Annotated in this window: 17 protein-coding genes; 5 read left to right on the plus strand and 12 right to left on the minus strand. The window is 63.0% G+C overall.

The features are described 5' to 3' along the window. Positions 1-4: 4 nt before the first annotated feature. Positions 5-1,411 (minus strand): FAD-binding oxidoreductase, encoded by a 1,407-nt coding sequence (locus tag BLX42_RS01575; RefSeq protein WP_039604407.1) that lies wholly within the window; start codon positions 1,409-1,411, stop codon positions 5-7. 64 nt (positions 1,412-1,475) lie between these two features. Beyond that, a complete protein-coding gene (locus BLX42_RS01580; protein WP_125923441.1) occupies positions 1,476-2,285 on the minus strand; it encodes a nuclear transport factor 2 family protein in 810 nt (269 codons plus the stop codon). Positions 2,286-2,535: 250 nt separating this feature from the next. On the opposite strand from BLX42_RS01580, the gene BLX42_RS01585 reads away from it, so the two are divergent. Beyond that, the gene (locus tag BLX42_RS01585) at positions 2,536-3,423 is read left to right on the plus strand and encodes a hypothetical protein (RefSeq protein ID WP_161870999.1); all 888 of its coding nucleotides are present in this window, start codon (positions 2,536-2,538) and stop codon (positions 3,421-3,423) included. Positions 3,424-3,634: 211 nt separating this feature from the next. Here BLX42_RS01585 and BLX42_RS01590 read toward each other — a convergent pair whose 3' ends face one another. From BLX42_RS01590 to BLX42_RS01630, 9 genes are all read right to left on the minus strand, one after another. Beyond that, entirely contained in the window at positions 3,635-4,603 is a 969-nt protein-coding gene (locus BLX42_RS01590) for a peptide ABC transporter ATP-binding protein (RefSeq protein ID WP_046784464.1), read from the minus strand. After that, positions 4,603-5,571, minus strand: coding sequence for an ABC transporter ATP-binding protein (locus tag BLX42_RS01595; protein ID WP_046784463.1), 969 nt, complete (start codon positions 5,569-5,571; stop codon positions 4,603-4,605). The genes BLX42_RS01590 and BLX42_RS01595 overlap by 1 nt, the downstream gene beginning before the upstream one ends. 10 nt (positions 5,572-5,581) lie before the next feature. Beyond that, positions 5,582-6,508, minus strand: coding sequence for an ABC transporter permease subunit (locus tag BLX42_RS01600; protein ID WP_012316109.1), 927 nt, complete (start codon positions 6,506-6,508; stop codon positions 5,582-5,584). 10 nt (positions 6,509-6,518) lie between these two features. Further along, on the minus strand, positions 6,519-7,529 hold the full coding sequence (locus BLX42_RS01605; protein ID WP_012316108.1) for an ABC transporter permease subunit: 1,011 nt from the start codon (positions 7,527-7,529) through the stop codon (positions 6,519-6,521). Positions 7,530-7,605: 76 nt separating this feature from the next. Beyond that, on the minus strand, positions 7,606-9,201 hold the full coding sequence (locus tag BLX42_RS01610; protein ID WP_161871000.1) for an ABC transporter substrate-binding protein: 1,596 nt from the start codon (positions 9,199-9,201) through the stop codon (positions 7,606-7,608). Positions 9,202-9,274: 73 nt separating this feature from the next. After that, on the minus strand, positions 9,275-10,654 hold the full coding sequence (locus BLX42_RS01615) for an OprD family porin (protein WP_161871001.1): 1,380 nt from the start codon (positions 10,652-10,654) through the stop codon (positions 9,275-9,277). 231 nt (positions 10,655-10,885) lie between these two features. Continuing rightward, entirely contained in the window at positions 10,886-12,478 is a 1,593-nt protein-coding gene (locus BLX42_RS01620) for an ABC transporter substrate-binding protein (RefSeq protein ID WP_161871002.1), read from the minus strand. Positions 12,479-12,613: 135 nt separating this feature from the next. Beyond that, positions 12,614-14,239 (minus strand): ABC transporter substrate-binding protein, encoded by a 1,626-nt coding sequence (locus BLX42_RS01625; RefSeq protein ID WP_046784459.1) that lies wholly within the window; start codon positions 14,237-14,239, stop codon positions 12,614-12,616. 308 nt (positions 14,240-14,547) lie between these two features. Then, a complete protein-coding gene (locus tag BLX42_RS01630; RefSeq protein WP_046784458.1) occupies positions 14,548-15,264 on the minus strand; it encodes an SIMPL domain-containing protein in 717 nt (238 codons plus the stop codon). 202 nt (positions 15,265-15,466) lie between these two features. Here BLX42_RS01630 and BLX42_RS01635 point away from each other — a divergent pair, with 202 nt between their 5' ends. The 4 genes from BLX42_RS01635 (at position 15,467) to BLX42_RS01650 (ending at position 19,842) form a co-directional block, all read left to right on the plus strand. Beyond that, the gene (locus tag BLX42_RS01635) at positions 15,467-16,723 is read left to right on the plus strand and encodes an ATP-binding protein (RefSeq protein ID WP_046784457.1); all 1,257 of its coding nucleotides are present in this window, start codon (positions 15,467-15,469) and stop codon (positions 16,721-16,723) included. After that, entirely contained in the window at positions 16,723-17,283 is a 561-nt protein-coding gene (locus tag BLX42_RS01640; RefSeq protein ID WP_039604181.1) for a response regulator transcription factor, read from the plus strand. Before BLX42_RS01635 ends, BLX42_RS01640 begins: the two co-directional genes overlap by 1 nt. A 207-nt stretch (positions 17,284-17,490) precedes the next feature. Then, a complete protein-coding gene (locus BLX42_RS01645) occupies positions 17,491-18,432 on the plus strand; it encodes an AEC family transporter (RefSeq protein ID WP_046784456.1) in 942 nt (313 codons plus the stop codon). 54 nt (positions 18,433-18,486) lie between these two features. Then, positions 18,487-19,842, plus strand: coding sequence for an amino acid permease (locus BLX42_RS01650; RefSeq protein ID WP_046784455.1), 1,356 nt, complete (start codon positions 18,487-18,489; stop codon positions 19,840-19,842). A 75-nt stretch (positions 19,843-19,917) separates the two neighbouring features. Here the strand turns inward: BLX42_RS01650 and BLX42_RS01655 are convergent, their stop codons facing one another. Next, positions 19,918-20,961 carry a calcium/sodium antiporter gene (locus tag BLX42_RS01655; RefSeq protein WP_046784454.1) on the minus strand — a complete coding sequence of 348 codons (1,044 nt, stop codon included), beginning with the start codon at positions 20,959-20,961 and terminating at the stop codon, positions 19,918-19,920. Positions 20,962-20,970: the final 9 nt, after the last annotated feature.

Consider the following 20,970-nt stretch of genomic DNA (forward strand, 5'->3'; position numbering starts at 1 on the left):
GAAGTCAGTGCATGAAGCCTTCCATGAAGTCCGCCAGCGAGCTGGCCAGGCGCCGCCGCCATGGCACGGTGGCGGGGTTGGCGAGGGTTCGGTCCTCGTGCACGAAGCTCTGGATGATCGCGTTGTAGCCCAGCCAGCGGCAGGGCTCGGGCGGCCAGCTGGCCAGGCTCGACAGCGGACGGTTGTCGAGCACCCAGGGTTGCGCGGTCAGTTCGTTGTGCTGGTTGAGGATCAGCGCGGCCAAGGTGCGCCCACCGAGGTTGGTGGCGCCGACACCTTCGCCGCCATAACCGCCGGACAGGGCAATACCGCGCTGGCGGTCACACAGCATGTGCGGGCGGAAGCGCCGGGCCATGCCCAGGTTGCCACCCCACGAATGGGTGATGCGCACATGCTTGAGTTGTGGGAACAGCTCGCTGAACAGGTAGCGGCGCAGTTCGACTTCGGCCTCTGTCAGGGTGAAGTCTTCGCGCAGCCTGCCGCCGAAGCGGTAGCCGCCGCGGGCGCCGAACACCAGGCGGTTGTCGGCGGTGCGCTGGCCATAGGTGACCTGGCGGCTGCTCTCGCTGAAGGCCTGGCCTTGTGACAGGCCGATCTGCTCCCAGGTCGATTCGGGCAGGGGCTCGGTGGCCACCAGCAGGCTCTGCACCGGCAGTTGATGCTTGCCCAGCGGTGGCAGGCTGGCGGCGTAGCCCTCCACAGCAGGGACCATCCACTGGCAGCGGATGCGCGCCAGGGGTGCCCGCACTTCACCGGGCTGCCAGTCGACGGCGGGGGTGTTCTCGTAGATCGGCACGCCCAGCGCTTCAACTGCCCGGGCCAGGCCACGCACCAGCTTGGCGGGTTGGATGGTCGCGGTATGCGGGCTGTAGATCGCGCCGTAGGCGTTGCTCACGCGAAGCTGGGCGTCCAGTTGCTCGGGGCGCAGCCAGCGGTAGTCATCCTCGGTCATGCCCTGGCGGTAGAGGTCATCGAGGTAGGCACGCAGGCTGCGCTCCTGTTCCGGGTAGCGCGCGGCGCAATACAGCACGCCGCCTTTGCGGTAGTCGCAATCGATGCCTTCGCGTTGCAGCACGCGGTGGACTTCGTCGGGGATGCCATGCAGCAGGTCGATGCTGGCGCGGCGTTGTTGCGGCGACAGGGTGGCGAGCAGGCGGTCTTCACCGAGCATGTTGCCCATCAGCCAGCCGCCATTGCGCCCAGAGGCGCCAAAGCCGGCAATGTTGGCCTCGATCACGGCGATGTTCAGCTGTGGCGCTTGGCGCTTGAGGTAGTAGGCGGTCCAAAGCCCGGTGTAGCCAGCGCCGATGATGCACACATCGACGTCGAGGTCTTCGCGCAGGGCCGGGCGGGCGCACAGCGGCTCTTCAAGCTGGTCCATCCACAGGCTGAGCGTGCGCAAAGGTTGCATCGGGTTCGGCTCCACATCCGTCAAGGTCTGTGGGCGATCCTAGTGGCGTTCAGCGCTGGCTGTCTTACGTGCGTGCACGCAGGGAAATTTGCTTCAGATAGGCCTTGGGCGTAAGCCCGGTGTGTTCGCGGAAGCACTTGTAGAATGCCGACAGGGAGTTGAAGCCCGCGCTGAACGCCAGGTCGTCGATCGGCGCCCCGACCCTGTCGTCATCCAGGCTGGCCATCAGGTGCTGCAGGCGGGCCTGGTTGACGTAGCGGTAGAAGCTTTGCCCCAGCACCTGGTTGAGCAGGTAGGAGATCTGGTTGCGGCTGTAGCCACTGGCATCGGCCACCTGTTGCAGGTCCAGTTCCGGGTCAAGGTAGGGGCGCTGGCGCTGGAAGTAGTGCTCCAGGTCCTGGGCCATGGTCGACAGCTGTCGCGGCGAAAGGCCCAGGCGGCTGACGGCTGGGCGCGGGCCGCTGCTGGCAAGCCCCTGGCTGTTCTGGCGGACCAGCGTGGCGTACTCGTTGACCCGCCAGATCAGCCCGTCCTTGACCGTGATCGCTTCGCTGGACTGAAACGCCACCAGGCCTTCGCCGCCCTGCACCGTGACCTGGTACTGGATGAATGCCGTGCTGCCGTCTACGCGGATGCGGTCGCCATGGACGATGTCCTCGCCTGCCTGGTGGGGCAGGCAAGCGCGGACATAGTCACGCAGCGCGTCGTAACCGAGCACGCGGTTCTGGAAAAAATCGTGGTATTGCACGTCCGGGTGATATAGCGCAATTACCCCGTCGAGGTCGCGATGCTTCCAGCACAGGTGGTAGCGCAGCACGGTTTCGGCGGTGATCGGCGTTTGTTCAGGGCCGTCGGCGAGGATGGTCGGGGTCATGGGTTGATAGTGCCGGGGAGGGCGGAAGCAGGCAAGTCTGTGGGCCCTGGGATGCGTGGGTCGGATCTTGGGGGGCGTTGCATAAACCCTGAGTGGTGAGCCTCGATTCGGGTGTTTTGCACGGTCCTAGGACGCACGCTTGAGCTAAGCCATTGATTTGGCAGCATGTCATTTTTTGACACAACTGGCACAGCCTCTGCACCGATTACAGGGCAATGGACCTGTTATCAACAATAAAGGCGAAAACCTCATGATTCCCTCTGCCGACTACCCGCATGTCGATTCCCAGAGCCGCTCAGGCGTGTCCTGGGCGGCCATCTTCGCCGGGGCTGCTGCCGCTGTGTCCCTTTCACTGATCCTGATGGTACTGGGTGCGGGGCTCGGCTTTGCCGCCACCTCGCCTTGGGCCGATGAAGGTGCCAGCGCCAAGGCACTGGGCATCTCGACCATCATCTGGCTATTGCTGACCCAGATTCTTGCTTCCGGGCTGGGTGGCTATATTGCCGGGCGCCTGCGGGTGAAGTGGGCGAACCTGCACGGTGACGAGGTGTACTTCCGCGACACGGCGCATGGTTTTCTCGCCTGGGCAATCGCCACCCTGGTAGCGGCGATGCTGATCGTGAGTACCGCCGGGGGGCTGGCCAGTGCCGGTGTGCAGGCGGGCGCGAATGCCGTGGGGGCCGCAGCCAGCATGGCGCCCAAGCCTGACGCCAATGGCTATTTCGTCGACAGCCTGTTCCGCAGTGATGGCCCGGCGCCTGTGAGTGACGACGCCGCCAATGGCGTGGCAGCACGGATTATCGCCAGGTCCATTGCGCAGGGGACGCTCGCCGAAGATGACCGCGCTTACCTGGCGCAACTGGTAGCCCAGCGTACCCGCCTCAGCCAGCCTGAAGCCGAAGCACGCGTAGACCAGGTGTTCGCCCAGGTCGAGCAAGCCAAGGTCGAGGCAAAAAAAGCAGCCGACACCGCAGCCAAAGTGGCGGCATGGACCGCGCTGTGGACCTTCGTTGCGCTGTTGTGTGGGGCATTCTTCGCCAGCCTGGCAGCCCTGTACGGTGGTCGCCAGCGTGATCGCGTGATGTGGCTGGAAGGGGAAGGGGTTGATTGCACCGCGCGTCGTACTGTTCAACGTTGAGTAAGGAGAAACATCATGCGCTCATTACTGCTGTGGATGCTTGGGGTGCCGATTCCGGTGATCATTCTGATCGCGATATTCATGCATTGAGTGGTTGGGGCCGCTGTGCGGCCCATCGCCGGCAAGCCGGCTCCTACAGGTACATCACCGTTCTCAGGAGCAGTGAACTACCTGTGGGGGCCGGCTTGCCGGCGATTGAGGCTATGCCGACCTAAAGAAACTGCTCGGCATAGTGACAGGCGACTTGCCTGGTCCCGACCTGGCGAAACGCCGGCACTTCAACACCACACCGTTCCGTCGCATACGGGCAGCGTTTGTGAAATGCGCACCCATCCGGCGGGTCGAGCGGGTTGGGCAGCTCGCCGGCGATGCGGATCTTCGGTTTCAACGGGTCCGGGTGGATCGCCGGTGTCGCTGAAAGCAGCGCCTGGGTGTACGGGTGCAGCGGCTTCTCGTAGATATCTTCCTTCGGCCCCATTTCCGCCGGCCGGCCCAGGTACATCACCAGCACCTGATCCGCCACGTGGCGTACCACTGCCAGGTTGTGGGAGATGAACACGTAGGCCGTGTTGAATTCCTTCTGCAGGTCCATGAACAGGTTCAGCACCTGTGCCTGGATCGACACATCCAGCGCCGAGGTCGGTTCGTCGGCCACCAGCACTTTGGGTTGCAGCATCATCGCCCGGGCCAGGGCGATGCGCTGGCGCTGGCCGCCCGAGAACATGTGCGGGTAGCGCTGGTAATGCTCAGGCCGCAACCCCACCTGCTCCATCATCTTCTGCACTTTTTCGCGCCGCTCGGCCTTGCTCAACGAGGTGTTGATCAGCAGCGGTTCGGCCAACTGATCGCCGATCTTCTGCCGTGGGTTGAGCGAGGCATAGGGGCTCTGGAACACCATCTGGACGTCGCGGCGCAGCTGTTTGCGCTCGCTTTTGCTGGCGCCTTTGACCTCGGTGCCGTCGATCTGCAACGAGCCGGAAGAGGGCTCTTCGATCAACGTCAGTGCGCGCGCCAGCGTGGACTTGCCGCAACCCGACTCACCCACCACGGCCAGGGTCTTGCCAGCTTCCAGCTCGAATGACACGCCATTGAGTGCGCGCACCAAGGCATGGCCCTTGAACAGCCCGCGGGACACTTCGTAATGCCGGGTCAGCTCCCGTGCGGTTAGAACGACGCTCATCACGCCACCTCCTGGTTCAGCGGGTAGAAGCAACGCACCAGGCTATGGGCCTGAGGGTCAAGGGGTGGGCGTTGGCGCCGGCAGTTGTCCTGCACGTACGGGCAGCGTGGCGACAGCAGGCAGCCGTCCGGGCGGTCGTACCGGCCAGGGACGATGCCCGGCAGCGTGGCCAGGCGTTCGGCGCCGATGCTGTGTTCGGGGATGGCCGCCAGCAGTGCTTCGCTGTAGGGGTGCGCGGGCACGTCGAACAGCTCTGGCACCTGGCCCACTTCCACGGCTTGGCCGGCATACATCACACAGACGCGTTTGGCGGTTTCGGCGACCACGGCCAGGTCGTGGGTAATCAGGATGAGCGCCATGTTGCGCTCTTTCTGCAGGTTGACCAGCAGTTCCATGATCTGCGCCTGGATGGTCACGTCCAGCGCGGTGGTCGGCTCGTCGGCGATCAGCAGCTTGGGCTCCCCGGCAATCGCCATGGCGATCGCCACGCGCTGGCTCATGCCACCGGACAGCTGGTGCGGGTAGGCGTCCAGGCGGCTTTCGGCAGCCGGGATCTCGACCTTTTTCAGCAGCTCCAGGGCACGCTGGCGCGCGGCTTTGCCTTTGAGGCCCAGGTGCTGGCGCAGCACTTCTTCGATCTGGTAGCCCACGGTGTAGCTGGGGTTGAGCGCGGTCATCGGGTCCTGGAAGACCATGGCGATGTCCTTGCCCACCACCTTGCGCCGCTGGCGGGAGCTGAGTTTGAGCATGTTGGTGCCGTCGAAGGTGAGCGTATCGGCGGTGATGCGCCCGGGGGCCTCGATCAGGCCCATCAGGGCCATCATGGTGACCGATTTGCCCGAGCCGGACTCACCGACAATGGCCAGTATTTCACCGGCGTCCACCGCCAGGTCCAGGCCGTCCACCACTGGGACTGCATTGGCGTCGCCGAAGCGCACGCTCAGGTTGTTGATCTGCAACAGTGACATGGCGCTCTCCTCAGGCGGCGTTCTTGAGTTTCGGGTCCAGCGCATCGCGCAAGCCGTCGCCCATCAGGTTGATTGCCAGCACACTGAGCAGGATGGTCAGGCCGGGCAGGCTCACCACCCACCAGGCGCGCTCGATGTAGTCCCGGGCCGAGGCGAGCATGGTGCCCCACTCCGGGGTCGGCGGTTGTACACCCAGGCCCAGGAAGCCCAGCGCAGCGGCGTCGAGGATGGCCGAGGAGAAGCTCAGGGTCGCCTGCACGATCAGTGGCGCCATGCAGTTGGGCAGCACGGTGACGAACATCAGCCGTGGCAACCCGGCGCCAGCCAGGCGCGCGGCGGTCACGTAGTCGCGGTTCAGTTCACCCATCACCGCAGCGCGGGTCAGGCGCACGTAGGACGGTAGCGACACGATGGCGATGGCGATCACTGTGTTGATCAGGCCTGGGCCGAGAATGGCGACGATCGCCACGGCCAGCAGCAGCGACGGCAGGGCCAGCATCACGTCCATCAGGCGCATGATCGACGGGCCAAGGAAGTGCGGGAAGAAACCGGCCAGCAGGCCCAGCAGGATGCCCGGGATCAGCGACATCACCACCGACGACAGGCCGATCAGCAGCGACAGCCGGGCGCCCTGGATCAGCCGCGAGAGCAGGTCACGGCCCAGTTCGTCGGTGCCGAGGATGAATTGCCAGGTACCGCCTTCGAGCCATACCGGCGGGGTCAGCAGGAAGTCACGGTATTGTTCGCTTGGGTCATGCGGCGCCACCCACGGCGCGAACAGCGCACAGAACACCACCACGCACATGAAGGCCAGGCCCATCACCGCGCCCTTGTTGCGCGAGAAGGCGTGCCAGAACTCTTTGTATGGCGAGGGGTAGAGCAGGCTTTGGTCCACCGGGCTGGCCGGCGTCACGGATTTCGGAATAGGGCTAGTCATGGCGAAGGCCTCAGCGCTGATGACGGATGCGTGGGTTGGCCAGACCGTAGAGGATGTCCACGACGAAGTTGACCAGGATCACCAGGCAGGCGATCAACAGGATGCCGTTCTGGACCACGGGGTAGTCACGGGCGCCGATGGCTTCGATCAGCCATTTGCCGATGCCCGGCCAGGAGAAGATGGTTTCGGTCAGCACCGCACCGGCCAGCAGCGTGCCGACCTGCAGGCCGAACACGGTCAGCACCGGGATCAGCGCATTGCGCAGGCCGTGCACGAACACCACGCGGGCCGGTGACAGGCCTTTGGCGCGCGCAGTGCGAATGTAGTCTTCGCGCAGCACTTCGAGCATGGACGAGCGGGTCATGCGGGCGATTACCGCCAACGGGATGGTGCCGAGCACGATGGCCGGCAGGATCAGGTGCATCACCGCATCCTTGAACGCGCCTTCTTCGTCACTGAGCAAGGTATCGATGAGCATGAAGCCGGTTTTCGGCTCGATGTCGTACAGCAGGTCGATGCGCCCGGAGACCGGCGTCCAGCCCAGGCTCACCGAGAAGAACATGATCAGGATCAGGCCCCACCAGAAAATCGGCATCGAATAGCCGGCCAGGGAGATGCCCATGACCCCGTGATCGAACAGCGAGCCACGCTTGAGCGCAGCGATCACGCCGGCCAATAAGCCGACGATGCCGGCGAACAGCAGCGCAGCAAATGCCAGTTCCAGGGTTGCAGGGAACAGGGTGAGGAACTCGCTCCATACGCTTTCACGGGTGCGCAGCGACTCGCCCAGGTCACCCTGGGCGAGCTTGCCCACGTAATCCAGGTACTGGACCGGCAGTGGCTTGTTCAGGCCCAGGCGCTCCATGGCCTGGGCGTGCATCTCGGGGTCGACCCTGCGCTCGCCCATCATCACTTCCACCGGGTCGCCGGGGATCAGGCGTATGAGCGCGAAGGTCAGCAAGGTGATGCCGAAAAACGTCGGTATCAGCAGGCCCAGGCGCCGGGCAATAAAACTCAACATTGTCAGGGTTACCTCATCAGCCGTTGTACGGCGGTGCCGCCGTTGCCCGTGTGGGTTGCCGGCGGTCGTTGTTGTTCTACTTCACCTGGGTGGTGGCGAAGTTGTTGTTGGTCAGAGGGTTGATCACATAACCCTCCACGTTGTCACGCATGGCAGTGAACATCTTCGGGTGCGCCATGCTGATCCAGGGCTGGTCGTCATCGTACACCTTCAATGCCTCGGCATAGAGCCTGGCACGCTCGTCGTTGTCGATCACCTCACGGGCGCGGGTGATCAGGTCCTGAAACTTCGAGTTGCACCAGCGCGCGTAGTTCTCGCCACTTTTGACCGCATCGCAGCTGAGCAGGGGGCTGAGGAAATTGTCCGGGTCGCCGTTGTCGCCGGCCCAGCCGGTGGAGACCAGGTCGGCCTCACCGTTTTTCGCCCGGCGCAGCATCTCGGCCCACTCCATCACACGGATGTCCAGCTTCAGGCCGATTTTGGCGAGGTCGGACTGGAGCATTTCCGCCGACAGCCGTGGGTTGGGGTTGGTCGCGCCGCCGCCATTGCGGGTGAACAGCGTGATGACCGTGCCTTGCGGCACCCCGGCCTGCTGGAGCAGTTCACGGGCCTTGGCCAGGTCACGGGGTGGGTTCTGGTTGGCACTGTTGTAACCGATCATGGTTGGCGGGTAAGGGTTTACCCCCACCAGCGCATTGCCCTTGCCGAACAGCTGGTCGACGTGGGTCTGGCGGTCGAAGGCCATGTTGATGGCTTTGCGCACGCGCACATCGCTGAGGTATTTGTGCTCGGTGTTCATGGCGATATAGCCGGTGACCAGGGCCTCGATCTCGGCGACCTTGAGCTTGGGATCAGCCTTGATCGACGCCACGTCGTCCGGTTTCGGGTAAAGCGCCACCTGGCATTCGTTGGCGCGCAGCTTCTGCAGGCGCACGTTGCTGTCGGTGGCGATGGCGAAGATCAGCGAGTCGGCCGGCGGCTTGCCGCGGAAGTAGTCCGGGTTGGCCTTGAAGCGCACTTGGGCGTCCTTGTTGTAGCGCTGGAAGATGAACGCGCCAGTGCCGATCGGTTTGCTGTTGAGGTCGCCGGTCTTGCCGGCCTTTAGCAACTGGTCGCCGTATTCGGCGGAGTAGATCGAGGTGAAGGCCATGGCCATGTCACGCAGGAACGGTGCTTGCGGGCGGGTCAGGGTGATGACCACGGTGTGGTCGTCGGTCTTGTCCACCGATTTGAGCAGGTCCTTGAAGGCCATGCTCTCGAAATACGGGTAGCCGACGCTGGTCTTGTCGTGCCACGGGTGGTTGGGGTCGAGCTGGCGGCGCAGGCTCCATAGCACGTCGTCGGCGTTGAAATCGCGGGTCGGTTTGAAGTAGTCGGTGGTGTGGAACTTCACCCCTCGGCGCAGGTGGAAGGTGTAGGTCAGGCCATCGGCCGAGATGTCCCAGCGTTCGGCCAGGGCTGGCTGGATGTCGGTGGTGCCGGGCTTGAAGTCGACCAGGCGGTTGAACACCGTCTCAGCCGAGGCATCGGCGGTGACCGCCGTGGTGTATTGAACGATGTCGAAGCCTTCCGGGCTGGCTTCGGTGCACACCACCAGCGGCTTGGCCGCCAGGTTGCCGGCGGCGCCGAGGATGACCGCTGCCAGGGCAGCGCGTAGCGGTAGCGATGTCATGTGTCCTCCTTGCTTGCAATGATTCCAGCGTAGCCGCCCGGGCCCGCACTGAAGCGGACCTGGGCGTAAGCGGTCAGAGAATGTTGAATGGAATGGTGGTCACCACGCGGAACTCATCCAGGCTGCCATCGGCCTGTGCCTTGCTGGCGCGATGCGCGGTATAGGTAGCGCGGATGCTGGTGTCTTTCAGCGGCCCGCTCTGCACCGCGTAGCTGGTGCCGATACCCCACTCATAGTGGGTTTCGCCATCCAGGCCGTTCACGTCATAGGCCGTACCGCGGTAATGGGTGCCGTCGATGCCCCAGCCGCGGGCGTTGTACAGGTTGAACTTCAGGCCCGGCACGCCATACGGCGCCATGTTCAGCACGTAGGAAATCTGCAGGGATTTCTCGTTCGGGCCGTTGAAGTCCGAGAGCAGGGAGTTGGCCAGGTAAATGCCGTTGGTTTCGTGCAGGTAGTCGAAGTACTCGTTACCGTTGACCTGCTGCCACGAAGCGCTGAGGGTGTGGGCCTGGTGGGTCAGGCCGAACGACAGGCTGTAGGTGTCGTTGTCGATCTCGCCCATCTTCTGGCTGCCTGCGTCCACGGTCTTGTAGTAGTTCAGGCCGGTGGTCAGGCTCAGCACCGCGCTGTCGCCCAGCACGTGGCTGGCGCCGAAGTAGTACTGGTTCCAGAAGTCGTCGACCTTGGTGGCGTACAGGCTGGTGGTCAGGCTCTTGAGCGGCTGGTAGTTGACCCCGGCGGTACTGGCACGGTCGGTTTCCACGCCCGCGGCGCCATACTCGCTGCGAAACTTGCTCAGGCTCTGTTCGGTGCGCGGCGAGACACGGTCGAAGGTGCCCAGGTCGAATGACAGGTTGTCGAACTCTGCACTGTGCAGGAACGCGCCCTGGAAGCTGGAGGGCAGGGCGCGGTTGCCGATGTAAGCGATCATCGGCGTGTCCACGGACTGGCGGCCGACGGTGAGGGTGGTGTTGGACACCCGTGCCTTGAGGTTGGCCAGGCCCATCTTGCTCCACTGGCCGATGGGGTCGCCATCGCTATGGGTCAGGGTACGGTTGTTCGGCCCGGCGACTGCGGCGCGGCCTTGCTCCAGAGCGATGGCGTTGTAGCCGGCTGCCTCCACGGCAAAACCCACGGTGCCCTGGGTGAAGCCTGAGCTGTAGTTGAGGATGGTGCCCTGCAGCCAGTTGTCGCGGCTGTGGCTGTCGTGGCGTGTGCCGTCGCTTTTGTAGTACTTGAACAACGGCGCGCGGGTGGCGCGTTCGCGGGCGTACCAGTTGCGGGTGCTGCCGGACAGGCTCTGGCCGTCGATGAAACCTTTGGCCTCATCCTGCTCGTTGGTGCCTTTGAGGCTGAACGGGACGTAGTCCTGGCTTTGGGTGTCGGCCTGGGCCACGGCGGCGAAGGTGGCGATGGATAACGCCAGTGTGGTGAACGTGAATAGTCTCAAGATGAAAGCTCCCTTTCTGTTCTTTTAGTTATTGCCTGGCCTTGTGGGCCGGGTTGTTGCGGTGTTGCCAGGGTTGCCCGGGGTTGCCGGGCCAATCAGGGGGAGGTGTGTGGCCAGTGCTGGCCCTTTCGCCGGCAAGCCGGCGCCCACAGGAATCAATAAAGATCCCCAGGCTTGTGCCATTTTTGTAGGAGCCGGCTTGCCGGCGAGAGGGCCGCTACCGGCTAACGCTCAATCAACGCTCACTCCGGAAAAGTCGTTGCGGCCAAAGGGGCTCACCTTGAAGCCGGCCACCTTGACGCTGAGCGGCTGGTTCACCGTGGAGTGCGCCACCGGCGTGATCGGCACCTGCTGTTTGAGGCGTTGCTGGGCCTGCTGGTACAGCACTGTGCGCTGCTCGCGGTCGGTTACCTGCTTGGCTTGCTTGACCAGGCTGTCGTACTGCCGGTCGCACCACTGCGAGTAGTTGTTGCTACCGATGGCATCGCAGCTGTAGAGGGTGCCCAGCCAGTTATCCGGGTCGCCGTTGTCACCGGTCCAGCCGATCAGGGCGATGTCGTGCTCGCCGCTTTTCATGCGCTTGAGGTATTCGCCCCATTCATAACTGACGATGCGCACTTTCAAGCCCAGCTTGCTCCAGTCGGCCTGAAGCATCTCGGCCATGAGCTTGGCGTTGGGGTTGTACGGGCGCTGCACGGGCATGGCCCACAGGGTGACTTCGGTGCCTTCCTTGACCCCGGCCTGCTTGAGCAGCTGGCGGGCCTGCTCAGGGTCGTAGGGTGCGTCCTTTAAGCTGTCGTCATAGGACCATTGGGTTGGTGGCATGGCGTTGACTGCGCGTTGCCCCGAGTCCTGATACACCGCCTGCAGGATCGCCTGTTTGTTCACTGCCATGTCCATGGCCTGGCGTACCTCCAGGCGGTCGAACGGCGGGTGCTGGGTGTTGTAAGCGATATAGCCGAGGTTGAAGCCTGGTTGTTGCAGCACCTGCAGCTTGCTGTCGTGCTTGAGGGCTGGCAGGTCGGCCGGGCGTGGGTGCAGGGTGACCTGGCATTCGCCGCGGCGCAGCTTCTGGATGCGCACCGAGGGGTCGGTGTTGATCGAAAATACCAGGTTGTCGAGTTTCACCTCGTCCGGTGCCCAGTAGTCCTTGTTGCCTTTGAAGCGGATCTGCGAATCCTTCTGGTAGCGCTGGAACACGAACGGGCCGGTACCGATAGGCTGCTGGTTGATGTCGCTGGGGCGCCCGCTCGCCATCAGATGCTCGGCATATTCAGCCGAAAGCACCGAAGCGAAGCTCATCGCCAGGTTTTGCACGAAGGCGGCATCGACCTTGTTCAGGGTGAACACCACGGTCATCGGGCCGGTCTTTTCGATACCGGCGATGTTCTTGTCCAGGCCCATGCTGACGAAGTAGGGGAACTCGGTGGGGTAAGCCTGGCGGAACGGGTGCTCGCGGTCGAGCATGCGGTTGAAGGTGAACAGCACGTCATCGGCGTTGAAGTCGCGGCTGGGGGTGAATGCCTTGTTGGCGTGGAATTTCACCCCCTCGCGCAGGTGGAAGATGTAGCGCAGGCCATCGTCGGATACTTCCCACTTCGTTGCCAGGGCGGGATGCACTGCCGTACCGCCGCGTTGAAATTCCACCAGGCGGTTGTAGATCGGTTCTGCCGCATCGTTGTCGGTGGCACTGGTGTATTGGGCTGTGTCGAACCCGGCCGGGCTACCCTCGGAGCAGAACACCAGGCTACTGGCCTGAGGGGCTGATGCCTGGCTCAGCAGGCCCACGGCGAGCAGCGTGGAAAACAGTGTGGTGTGGCGCATGGCAAATCCTTTTTCCGTCTGTTTTTGCCGCTTCGGGATACGAAATGCGGCAACAGGGGCCCCAACCCCGGCGCGGGTAGCGCCGGGGGGAGTTCGAAGGGTGGAAGTGGGCGAGGGTGGTGCGTGTGCCCGGCGCTATTTCTCCACACTGACGCCGTAGAAGGAGTTCAGTGCGAACGGGCTGATCTTGAAGCCCTTCACCTTGGCACTCATCGGCTGGTAGACCGTGGAGTGGGCGATTGGCGTGATCGGTACCTGATCTTTGAGGATATGCTGCGCCTGTTTATACAGCTCGGTGCGCTTGGCCTGGTCGGAAGTGGCCTTGGCCTGCTTGATCAGGTCGTCGTAGGGCTTGTAGCACCACTTGGAGAAGTTGTTGCCCTCGATGGCATCACAGCCATACAGGGTGCCTAGCCAGTTGTCCGGGTCACCGTTGTCGCCGCTCCAGCCGATCAGCATGGCGCCTTGTTCGCCGCCTTTGGAACGTTTGATGTACTCGCCCCACTCGTAACTGACGATTTTCGCCTTGATGCCGACCTTGCCCCAGTCAGCCTGCAGCATCTCGGCCATCAGCTTGGCGTTGGGGTTGTACGGGCGTTGCACCGGCATGGCCCACAGGGTGATTTCGGTGCCTTCCTTGATCCCGGCTTCCTTGAGCAGTTGCTTGGCCTTTTCCGGGTCGTACGGCACATCCTTGATGCTTTCGTCGTAGGACCACTGGGTCGGCGGCATGGCATTGACGGCGAGCTGGCCGGCGCCCTGGTAGACCGATTCGATGATCTTCTGCTTGTCGACGGCCATGTCCAGTGCCTGGCGCACCTTCAGTTGAGCCAACGGGTTGGGTTGGTCACTGCCCTTGAGCTTGTCCATCACGTTGTAGGCGATGTAGCCCAGGTTGAAACCGGCCTGGTGCGGCATCTGCAGCTTGTCGTTGGCCTTGAGCGGCTCGATATCGGCAGGGCGCGGGAACAAGGTCACCTGGCACTCGTTCTTCTTCAGCTTCTGCATGCGCACCGAGGCGTCGGTGGTGATGGCGAAGATCAGGTTGTCGATCTTCACGTCCTCGGGTTTCCAGTAATCCTTGTTGCCCTTGAAGCGGATCTGGGCGTCCTTCTGGTACTTGCTGAACACGAACGGGCCGGTGCCGATCGGTTTCTGGTTGATGTCTGCAGCCTTGCCTTCTTTGAGCAACTGGTCGGCGTACTCGGCCGACTGCACGGAGGCAAAGCTCATCGCCAGGTTCTGGATGAACGCGGCGTCCACCTGGTTGAGGGTGAACCTGACGGTGTGCTCGTCGAGCTTCTCCACCTTGGCGATGTTGTTGTCCATGCCCATGTCGGTGAAGTAGGGGAACTCAGTGGGGTAGGCCTTACGGAACGGGTGATTCTTGTCGAGCATGCGGTTGAAGGTGAACAGCACGTCGTCTGCGTTGAATTCGCGGCTTGGCTTGAAGTAATCGGTGGTGTGGAACTTGACCCCTTCGCGCAGGTGGAAGGTGTAGGTCTTGCCGTCGTCGGACACCTCCCATTTGGTCGCCAAGCCGGGGATAACGGCGGTGCCGCCACGTTCGAACTGGGTCAGGCGGTTGAACACGGTCTCGGCCGAGGCGTCGAAGTCGGTTCCGGTGGTGTATTGCCCCGGGTCGAAGCCGGCGGGGCTGCCTTCGGAGCAGAACACCAGGTTGGACGCGGCGTGGGCAAGCGGAGCGCCGGTCAGCAAGCCTGCGCCGAGCAGGAACGGAATGACTGCGTGTTTGAGCATGGTGGCCTCATTGTTGTCATTTTTCTGATTCGAGGTGGCCTCGTGAGCCGACCTGCGGATACTTATGCAGGGTGTGTTCCCAATGCAACACTGCGAAGGATAGTTGGCGTCAGAAAAGTAGTACGGGCGTACATGGATGTCGCATATGTATAACTTTCGAGGAAGTTGAACGTTTGCGAGGGCAAAATGATGGCTTTTTCGGGATGTTTCGCGGGAGGGAATTTGTAGGAAGCACTATTTGAGTGCGTAGGAAATGTCTCTATTTGTGCTGCTGGGGCGCAATGCGCCCCTTGTATCGCCTGCGTTGATCAAGGCATCTGCACTTCGATCAGGCCGTCTGCGTTCATGCTGACTTCGCTGGTACCCGCCTCGATATCCGGCGCCGGTGCTGCTTCGTCGGCACCCATGGCTTTCATGGCCATTGGCGCGCTGCGCAGATAGGGGCGTGGGTAGCCGCTGCTGTTGAGGTTCAGGCTGACCACTTTATAGCCCTTGCCACCCAGGGCTTCGGTGGCCAGTTGCGCACGGGCCTTGAAGGCATTGACCGCATCCTTGAGCAAGGCGTCTTCGCTGGCCTTGCGCGTGGCCGGGGCGATGGAGAAGTCCATGCCGCCCATCTTCAGGTCTTGCAGCAGGTCGGCACTGAGCTGAGAGAGGGCCGGGAAGTCGGCGCTTTCCAGGCGCACTTCGGCACGCTCGCGCCAGCCGGTGATCTTCTGCCCCTTGCTGTCGTAGACCGGGTAGCTGTTGCGGCTGCCCTGGCTGATTTTCACGTCCTTGACCTGGCGGGCCTGCTGCACGGCCTTGTTCATGGTTTCGGTGATCTGTTTGGCAAGCTTGCCCGGGTCGGTGTTCTGCGCTTCGCTATAAAGGGTCACGACCATCAGGTCGCGGGGCACTTCCTTGCTGACTTCTGCACGCAGCGATATCTGGTTGTAGCGCGGCTCATCAGCCGCCAGCGCCGGCAGGCTGGCGAGCAGGCCGCAGGACAGGATCAGGGCAGCGCCGCGACGAGGGTTAGGCATGTGATACTCCTTGGCAATGAAAGGCGTGGGTTCTGGCCATCCATCCCACGCATGGCCCATCAGACCGGGATCAGTGTAGTGGGTTCAAAAGTGCCATCATGAAGCTGTGACAAACTGTGGCGCTTTGCCGCATCGCTGCAGCTGGGCGCGCGCCTTCGGTATACTCCAGCCGATTGTCCTGGAGCACTCATCAGGAGAGCTCATGCTCGCCGCCGCACAACCGCTGTCCGCTACCCGCCAGAACCTCTGGCGCCTGACTGTCATTCGCGTTCTGGTCCTGGCCGCTCAGGCAGGCTCGGTGGGCGTTGCCTACTGGACCGAACTGCTGCCGCTGCCGTGGTTTTCCCTGGCCGCGACCCTGGCTCTGTCGTCCCTGCTGTGCGCCTTCACCGCGTTGCGCTTGCGCCTGTCGCTGCCGGTCACCGAACTGGAATACGCGCTGCAGCTGGCCTGCGACCTGCTGATCCACAGCGCGCTGCTTTATTACTCGGGCGGCTCGACCAACCCCTTCGTCTCCTATTACCTGGTGCCGCTGGCCATTGCCGCCGTGACCTTGCCCTGGCTCTACTCGCTGATCCTGTCGGGTATCGCCCTGACCGCCTACAGCCTGTTGCTGGTGCAGTTCTACCCGCTTGAAGGCCTGCCGATGGCGCGGGACAAGATGCAGGTCTACGGCATGTGGTTGAGCATCGCGCTGGCGGCTGCGGTGATCACCTTCTTCGCCGCGCGCATGGCCGAAGAGCTGCGCCGTCAGGAAAAACTGCGCTCCGAACGGCGCGAAGAAAGCCTGCGCGACGAACAATTGTTGGCCGTGGCCACCCAGGCCGCCGGTGCCGCCCATGAGCTGGGTACGCCGCTGGCGACCATGAGCGTGCTGCTCAACGAAATGCGCCAGGACCACGCCGACCCGCTGTTGCAGGAGGACCTGCAGATCCTTCAGGACCAGGTCAAGCTGTGCAAGGAAACCCTGCAGCAACTGGTGCGTGCCGCTGAAGCCAATCGCCGCCTGGCGATGGTGGAGCAGGACGTGACCGAGTGGCTCGATGAGGCGCTGAACCGTTGGCACCTGATGCGTCCGGAAGCCAGCTATCGCTTCCAGCGTCTGCGCGACGGCCAGGTGCCCCGCCTGACCCCGCCACCGGACCTGACCCAGGCGCTGCTGAACTTGTTGAACAATGCCGCCGATGCGTGCCCTGACGACCTGGAGGTACGCCTGGACTGGGACGCCCAGGACATCGTCATCAGCATCCGCGACCATGGCCCCGGCGTGCCGCCGGCCATTGCCGAAGCAATCGGCAAACCCTTCATTACCACCAAAGGCAAAGGCTTCGGCCTGGGCCTGTTCTTGAGCAAAGCCAGCGTGACCCGTGCGGGCGGTTCGGTGAAACTCTATAGTCATGAGCAGGGTGGCACCCTGACCGAACTGCGCCTGCCCCATGGCAAGCGAGGAGATGAATGATGAGCGAAGAAAACCAGGTCGAAAGCGAAGAGCTGCCGCACCTGCTGCTGGTGGATGACGATGCCACCTTCACGCGGGTCATGGCCCGTGCCATGAGCCGTCGCGGTTTCCGCGTGAGCACTGCAAGCTCCGCCGAGGAAGGCCTGGTCCTGGCGCAGAATGATCTGCCGGACTACGCCACGCTGGACTTGAAAATGGAGGGCGACTCCGGCCTGGTGCTGCTGCCCAAGCTGCTGGAGCTGGACCCGGAAATGCGCGTGGTGATCCTCACCGGCTACTCGAGCATTGCCACGGCGGTCGAGGCGGTCAAGCGCGGGGCGTGCAACTACCTGTGCAAACCGGCCGATGCCGACGATGTGCTGGCGGCACTGCTCTCGGAGCATACGGACCTGGATACGTTGGTGCCGGAAAACCCCATGTCGGTGGACCGCTTGCAGTGGGAGCACATCCAGCGCGTGCTCAGCGAGCACGAGGGCAATATCTCCGCTACCGCGCGGGCGCTGGGCATGCACCGGCGCACGTTGCAGCGCAAGCTGCAGAAACGGCCTGTGCGGCGCTGAACTTATCCTGGCAGTACCGGCCCTATCGCCGGCAAGCCGGCCCACAGGTGCTCCACAGTATTCAGGCTTGATGGGGACCAGTGGGAGCCGGCTTGCCGGCGATAGGGCCTAACAGAAATTTCTATATATTGCGGCTGATCCCCGCAACTCCTGACGCGTTGGCGTATCATTAGCCCCCTAACGGCAACCCTTCAGGATCGCTAGCGCATGCTCGCCCTTCTTATCCAGACGCTGAACATCACGGCGCCCGTCTTCGCCATGCTGTTCCTGGGCGTGCTGCTCAAACGCATTCACCTGATCGACGACAATTTCAACCGGGTTGCCTCGCAACTGGTGTTCAACGTCTGCATGCCTGCGCTGTTGTTCCTCGGCATCTACCATGCCGACCTGGCAACGGCGATCAAACCGGGTGTCATCCTCTATTTCGTCGCTGCCACGCTGGTCGGCTTCGCCGTGGCCTGGGGCCTGGCAATCTGGCGCAGCCCGCTGGCCGACCGCGGCATCTACACCCAGGGTGCGTTTCGCGGCAACAACGGCGTGATCGGCCTGGCCCTGGCCGCCAGCCTTTACGGGGACTACGGTATCTCGCTGGGGGCAGTGCTCGCAGGCCTGGTGATCCTCCTGTACAACTCGCTTTCAGCCGTAGTGCTGGCGGTATACAGCCCGGACCTGAAGTCCGACCCGTGGAGCATCTGCAAGAGCATTTTCAGCAACCCGCTGATCATCAGCGTGCTACTGGCCACGCCCATGGCCTATGGGCAGGTACCCCTGCCCAACTGGTTGCTCACCTCGGGCGACTACCTCGCGCAGATGACCCTGCCGCTGGCGCTGATCTGTATCGGTGGCACCCTGTCGCTCAACGCCCTGCGCGACAGCGGCAAGTTGGCCATCGATGCCAGCCTGGTGAAGATGCTCTGGTTGCCGCTGTTCGGCACGCTCGGTGCCTGGCTCTGCGGTTTTCGCGGGGCTGAGCTGGGCATTCTGTTCCTGTACATCGGCAGCCCCACTGCGGCGGCCAGTTACGTCATGGCACGGGCAGCCAACGGCAATCACGAACTGGCGGCATCGATCATCGTGATCACTACGCTAATGGCGGCGATCACCACCAATATTGGTATTTTCATCTTGCAGTGGGGCGGATGGATCTAGATCCTTGACTGCATACCTCAAAAAACACTGCCTCACTGAGCTTAAGGACACTTCATGCAAGACCAGAGCACGCCCGAGCGGTTGCAGCGCGGGCTGAAGAATCGCCATATCCAGCTGATCGCGCTGGGCGGTGCCATCGGTACCGGGTTGTTCCTGGGTATCGCCCAGACCATCCAGCTGGCGGGCCCCTCCGTTTTGCTGGGCTATGCCATCGCTGGCCTGATGGCTTTCTTCATCATGCGCCAGTTGGGCGAAATGGTGGTCGAAGAGCCGGTAGCCGGCAGTTTCAGCCACTTCGCACACCAGTACTGGAGTGAGTTCGCAGGCTTCGTCTCGGGCTGGAACTACTGGGTGGTGTATGTGCTCGTGGGTATGGCCGAGCTCACCGCCGTTGGCATCTATGTGCAGTACTGGTGGCCGGAGTTTCCCACCTGGGCCACGGCGGCGATCTTCTTCGTGGTGATCAACCTGATCAACCTGACCCAAGTCAAGGTCTATGGCGAGATGGAGTTCTGGTTCGCCCTGGTCAAGGTGGTGGCCATCGTCAGCATGATCGGTTTCGGCGCGTGGCTGCTGAGCAGTGGCCACGGCGGCCCGGACGCCAGTGTGGCCAACCTGTGGCAATACGGCGGGTTTTTCCCCAATGGCGTCACCGGGCTGGTGATGGCGCTGGCGGTGATCATGTTCTCCTTTGGTGGCCTGGAGCTGGTGGGCATCACGGCCGCCGAAGCGGACAACCCGCGCCAGAGCATTCCCAAGGCAACCAACCAGGTGGTTTACCGCATCCTGATTTTCTACATCGGTGCGCTGGCGGTGCTGTTGTCGCTGTACCCGTGGCAGAAGGTCGTGCAGGGTGGCAGCCCGTTCGTGATGATCTTCCACGAACTGGACAGCGACCTGGTGGCGACCATCCTCAATATCGTGGTGCTGACAGCTGCGCTGTCGGTCTACAACAGTTGCGTGTACGCCAACAGCCGTATGTTGTTCGGCCTGGCCAGCCAGGGCGACGCACCACGCCAGCTGCTCAAGGTCAGCCGCAGCGGTGTGCCACTGACTGCGTTGGGCGTGTCGGCTTTCGCTACGGGCATGTGCGTGGTGATCAACTACCTGATGCCGGGTGATGCATTCGGCCTGCTGATGGCGCTGGCGGTGTCGGCGCTGGTGATCAACTGGGCGAGCATCAGCATTACCCACCTGAAGTTCCGCAAGGCCAAGCTGGCGGCAGGTATCCAGCCGTTCTACCAGAGCTGGGGGCACCCGTTCACCAACTACCTGTGCCTGGCATTTATCGTGCTGATTCTGGTGGTGATGTACCTGACCCCGCCGATTCGTATTTCGGTGATGCTGATACCCGGGTGGATTGCGCTGCTTTGGGTAGCGTTCCGGTTGAAGAAAGCCCGGCAGGCTTGAGTCAGGGTGCATGTCTTGAGTGGTGCGGCGCGCCACCCAAGCCATGCACTTCGTCGCGACACCACCTTCCCGCCGTTAGTGCTGCCGCCGCCAGGCCCTCACAGTGGTGTACAACAGCACCAGGCCGAGCACTGGCAGAACGTAGAAGAGCATCAGCCGTTCCAGGCGGCCGGCCAGCGGCATGCCGATGGTGAACGCCACCACGTGCAGCCCGTAGACCAGGTAAAGGCCAAGTAATACCAACCCTTCGGCCCGGGTAATCCGGTACCCGGAGTAGAACACTGGCAGGCTCAGCGCCGCGACGCCGAGCATTACCGGTAGGTCGAAGCCCAGTGCGTTTGGCGATATGGTCAGCGGCTCGGGTGTGGTCAGTGCGGTCAGGCCTAGCACCGCCAGCAGATTGAACAGGTTGCTGCCGATCACCGTGCCCACGGCGATCTCCCGTTCCCCTCGCAGGGCGGCAATCAGCGCCGCAGCCAGTTCGGGCAGTGACGTGCACACCGCGACAACGGTCAAGCCGATGATGCGTTCAGACAAGCCCAGGTCGGTCGCGACTTCGACCGCCGCTTCCAGCAGCAAGTGGCCGGCCAGGCTGAGCAGGCCGAAGCCGAACGCCACTTGCAGCAGTGTGCCGGTCCAGAAGCGCCCGGCGCTGCTGGCCAGCGCACGCGGTGCAGGGTAGGTGCGGGCATAGTGGCGCGACTGGTGCCAGAGCATGACCAGATACCCCACGAGGCCTGATAGCAGCACCAGCCCTTCCACGCGCCCCAGATGGCCGTTGGCGGCCAGCGCATAGACCAGTGCGCTGGCGAGGATCATCAGTGGAATGTCCAGGCGCACCAGTTGGCGGGACACGCGTAGCGGGATGATCAATGCAGCCAGGCCAAGGATCACCAGAACATTGAAGATGTTACTGCCGATCACGCTGCCCACGGCCACATCGGGCGCGCCCTGATAGGCGGCCTGCAGGCTGACGGTCAGCTGTGGCGCCGTACTGCCGAATGCCACCAGGCTCAGGCCAATGATCAGCGGCCGTACGTGTACACGCTGTGCCAGGCGAAGGGCGGCTCGCACCAGCAGTTCGGCGCCGGCCACCAGCAACAGCAAGGCTATGCCCAGTTGCAGGAG

This window comes from Pseudomonas sp. SG-MS2 (genome assembly GCF_009933855.1).
Classification (GTDB): domain Bacteria; phylum Pseudomonadota; class Gammaproteobacteria; order Pseudomonadales; family Pseudomonadaceae; genus Aquipseudomonas; species Aquipseudomonas putida_E.